We start from the raw sequence: 3,700 nt of genomic DNA on the forward strand, positions 1-3,700 counted from the left end.
CCGGATCCACAACGCGCTACGCGCCGTCGGTGAACGCGCGAACGCCCTGCTCAAAGGCACCTTCCGACTCCTCCACAACATCACGATCGACCCCTGGAAGATCGGACTTGTCGTGAAAGCCGCCCTCGTCATCCTCCACACCGAGCACCGCAGAACCGCCTGACACCCAACACACCAACACACCATTGCGATCACGTCACGTGACGAATCGTTACCGGGAAAGGCTCACTGTCCAGAGAGAGGCGGCGGCCAGGTAGCTGACGCAGACCACCGGCCCCGGGTGTGGCCCGGCCACGGCTACCAGCCGAAGACGGAGAAGGACCGGCCCGCGGCGATGTCTTCCAGCGCCGCCCGGCAGTAGGCGATCATGTGGTCCGGCAGGGCATCCAGTGGGAACCAGGCCAGTTCGCTGCACTTCTCCGGCTCCCGGTTCACCGGTTCGCCGTCCCACTCCCGGACGATGAAGAAGAAGGCGGCCCGGCCGCCGCCGGAAGAGTTGTGCATGATGTGCGCGAACTCCACCGCCTCCGGCTGGATCGTCACCCCGATTTCCTCTTTGGCCTCCCGAATGAGGGCCGTGACCACGGACTCTCCCGCCTCCAGGTGGCCGGAGGGCAGGTGGTACGCACCGTCCTCGTAGCCGGTGTTCTGGCGACGGCCGAACAGGGCTTCGTTGTTTCGGAGCAAGATTAGATGAACATCAGTAGTAACCTGATGGCGAGCAGGCATGGGCCGATCTCCTTTGATCTGGTGCGCTGCTGGGGCTGTTGTCTATTTTAGCGGGAAAGCCGCTCATTAGTAATCCGCGGCACCGGCGTTTTCCGTGGCGCTCCCTCAGGTGATCTCTGACGCACGCCCCTGCCCTACGCCCCTCCCGTGCTCCGGCTACACGCTTGAAAGAAGTACAGCGAAGTTGCACCACCCTGGCACCGCGCCCGTCCCGCTGGTGCGCCCGCCCTGAACAGTGTGCCACCGGCTGATTACACCTTGACAACCTGATATTGCTAGAGCCGGGCATGGAGGAACCAACCATGTCCGATGATCGAAATGCAACATGCGAAAACCGTATTGACGCCCAGCTTTTGAGCCTGGAGCGCTGGTACAGGAGAAGATACAAACGCCTGGAGAAGGCGCAACGGGCAAACGACGACGCCCGCGAGGAGGAGCTACACGAGGAACTGGAGCCGCTGGCGGTGTCGGCGCGGCGGCTCGTGCGGGTGGAGTTCTTTTGGGGTGGCCCCTCAGCGCATATGGATGCGGAGGTGGACAACGGCCAGGTAGTGGCCGCCACGTTCCACTTCCTGGACTGGTTCGACGGCGCGTCCCGCTCCATCGACGAGAATTCCAACCCCGCCCTATTGCGGCTGGCCGAGGAAATGGCGGAGGTGGCGCTATGAGCCACTTTCTGCTTGGCGTCATTCTCCCCGACCATATCGAAACCGAGGATGCGGAAAGCTACCTACACGAGGTCATGGAGCCGTACGACGAAGATATAGTGGTGGACGCCTACAACAGACCTTGCGGATGCGGAACCAGGCGGGCGGACAATATGGCTTCTGAGATCGCGACGGAGAAGACCGGCCTGACGTGGGAGATGTTACGCAACACATTCCACGAGCGTCCGCGCGAAGATCACTCCGAAGAAGCATGGCTCAAGCGCACCCAGCCCTTGAGGGAGGCAGAGAAACAGGCGCTCGCAGGGCTGACCATAAAGCCAGACCCCGATTGCGACAACTGCCAGGGTTCTGGAACGTACCCCAGCACCTACAACCCGAAAAGTAAATGGGACTGGTGGTGTATTGGTGGCCGCTGGGATGGGCTGATAACGGGATTGACCACCGAAAGCGAAGACGACGGCTTGAATTTCGAGCAAAGTCACGAGAGCATCGAAAACAACGTGACGGACGTAAAGAACCTGACGTCCGATACCATGCCGTTTGCGTTTATCCTGCCTGATGGTGAGTGGATTCAGCAGGGGCAGATGGGATGGTGGGGCATCGTCACGAGGGAAGATGTGCCGAGGGAGGAGTGGCGTACCAACCGCCTGGAGGACATCCAAACACGCTACGGCGGCCAGCGCGTCGTAGCAGTTGACTGCCACATATAAGCACGAAAAACGGCGACCCGTCTGCAAACGGAGCGCCGTTACGAACAAGAACAACTGAGAACTAACCTGGCTCTAGCGTATCGGGTATCAAAAGAAACGTCAATGAGCGCAATGCCATCCCTCCCCTTACAAGTCAAGGGGAGTACGCCCGCCGTGGGCAAGCGAGGCCGGATATTCTATCTTGAAGTGCGCAGTAAATAGAGGCATACTAGGAAACGATGAACGATGAAGCAATCCGGCAATTAACTAAGCATCTCGATAAGCGCTTTGATGAGTTGCAGGCTGATACGAACCGCCGCTTTGAGCATATGGCGAAGTCCATAGACGTGCTGACCGGCGATGTAGCACGTCTGGCCGGTGTTATCCAAGCGCGGGAAGACAAGTTTGGCGACCTCCTGGCGGCCATGGATGGCTACGTGTTGCGGGCTGAGCATACGGCGGCGGATGTGGCGGGGCTGGAACGCAGGACGGATGTGCTAGAGAAATGGGTGACGGCCATCGGTAGGAAAACCGGCGTAACGCTGAACGTGGTGGAGCCGTGAACATATTTGTTGTTCAGGCTGCGTCCGCCCGTCCGCGCCGGCGACCGGAGGGAGGCGGAGCGGGTCGCCGCGGAGCGGCGCTTGAGCGACGTAGACAAGGTTTGCACCCGTAGTACCCGCCTCACCTGGGGCGGCCTGCCGTATGCTGGTTCGACTACCGATGAAAAAGTCGGTGCAGGAGTAAGGAGTAGCCAGAATGAGCACCGACGAACACGACGAGGAAGATCCCGCACTTGAGATTGCGTCCAAAGATATGGATCGCCTCAGCGAAATCGTGTTGCGGGTGCCGCCCGGCGTCTACACGGGAATGAATGAGCAGCTTTCTCGAATGATGCGAGATGCCCTGGCGGTCAATAACTCCTCAATATCGAAAATTGCCGCACAGCTGGCTGGATCAACCGTGCCATATGAAGCAATCATCAAAGAACTTGGAGCCACCAGCTCCTTGGCAAAGATTGCCTCCATGGATCTGGCTGGCGCACGGCTTGCGGGAGTCCTGACCCAGAGCCTGAGTTCTTCGTATCTCTCGGAGACGATTGCCGCTGCCAATAAGCTGAGCGCCAGAAATCTACTGGGTCCGATGTTCACTGACCTTGAGAAGTCGCTCGTTAAGGCCGCCGAGCGTTCGCTGATTGCGGTTCCACCGCCTAATTTCTTGGCCTTCGCCAATCTCGCAGCCGACGGCTGGCGCCAAACCCTTGATGCGGCCATCGTCTCGCCGCCACCATCTCCAGGCCGACTTTCCTCTCTGGGCGCGACCACACTTCATGTAGTCGAGATCGGAAATGATCTCGGTGAGGCCGCCGAAGAAGCCAACCTTGAAGATGAACGGTGGCGGGAAGGTCGTGAACGTAAGTATTCGGCGATGGCGTGGAGGGGCTGGTTCCGCCGTGTGGCGGTGTCGTGGCTGTGGCGGGAGTCGGGCGGAGTGTCCGCGGGNTGCTGGTGGGGGGTTGTGGGCTCTTCGTGATACGTCGGGTGTAGTTCCTGATACCGAGGACGCTGGTGATGTGTCCTGGGTGGTGTGTCTGTTCTGTCTGTCACCGATGAT

The 3,700-nt window shown here is 59.8% G+C and carries 4 protein-coding genes and 1 pseudogene; 4 read left to right on the top strand and 1 reads right to left on the bottom strand.

Annotated features, from left to right (window positions below; translation table 11 throughout):
- Window positions 1-163, top strand: a pseudogene (locus tag BMG523DRAFT_RS21875) (IS5/IS1182 family transposase); the annotation flags it as partial.
- A gap of 134 nt (window positions 164-297) precedes the next feature.
- Here the strand turns inward: BMG523DRAFT_RS21875 and BMG523DRAFT_RS21880 are convergent.
- Window positions 298-687, bottom strand: coding sequence for an NUDIX domain-containing protein (locus BMG523DRAFT_RS21880; protein ID WP_232235301.1), 390 nt, complete (start codon window positions 685-687; stop codon window positions 298-300).
- Window positions 688-1,031: 344 nt separating this feature from the next.
- Here BMG523DRAFT_RS21880 and BMG523DRAFT_RS21885 point away from each other — a divergent pair, with 344 nt between their 5' ends.
- The 3 genes from BMG523DRAFT_RS21885 to BMG523DRAFT_RS21895 all read left to right on the top strand — a co-directional run bounded on the left by BMG523DRAFT_RS21885 (window position 1,032) and on the right by BMG523DRAFT_RS21895 (window position 2,649).
- Window positions 1,032-1,397, top strand: coding sequence for a hypothetical protein (locus BMG523DRAFT_RS21885; protein ID WP_011436947.1), 366 nt, complete (start codon window positions 1,032-1,034; stop codon window positions 1,395-1,397).
- Window positions 1,394-2,107, top strand: a complete 714-nt coding sequence (locus tag BMG523DRAFT_RS21890; RefSeq protein WP_023842237.1) for a hypothetical protein — start codon at window positions 1,394-1,396, stop codon at window positions 2,105-2,107. Before BMG523DRAFT_RS21885 ends, BMG523DRAFT_RS21890 begins: the two co-directional genes overlap by 4 nt.
- A 218-nt stretch (window positions 2,108-2,325) precedes the next feature.
- Window positions 2,326-2,649: a hypothetical protein gene (locus tag BMG523DRAFT_RS21895; RefSeq protein ID WP_023842236.1), complete on the top strand. Its 324-nt coding sequence runs from the start codon at window positions 2,326-2,328 to the stop codon at window positions 2,647-2,649.
- The last annotated feature ends 1,051 nt before the right edge of the window (window positions 2,650-3,700 follow it).

Origin of the sequence: Frankia sp. BMG5.23 (assembly GCF_000685765.2) — a bacterium.
GTDB classification, from domain to species: domain Bacteria; phylum Actinomycetota; class Actinomycetes; order Frankiales; family Frankiaceae; genus Frankia; species Frankia casuarinae.

What these genes read in the sequence shown, in the direction of transcription:
- BMG523DRAFT_RS21885 (WP_011436947.1), top strand. Translation starts at nt 1,032, where the DNA reads ATGTCCGATGATCGAAATGCAACATGCGAAAACCGTATTGACGCCCAG.
- BMG523DRAFT_RS21890 (WP_023842237.1), top strand. Translation starts at nt 1,394, where the DNA reads ATGAGCCACTTTCTGCTTGGCGTCATTCTCCCCGACCATATCGAAACC.
- BMG523DRAFT_RS21895 (WP_023842236.1), top strand. Translation starts at nt 2,326, where the DNA reads ATGAACGATGAAGCAATCCGGCAATTAACTAAGCATCTCGATAAGCGC.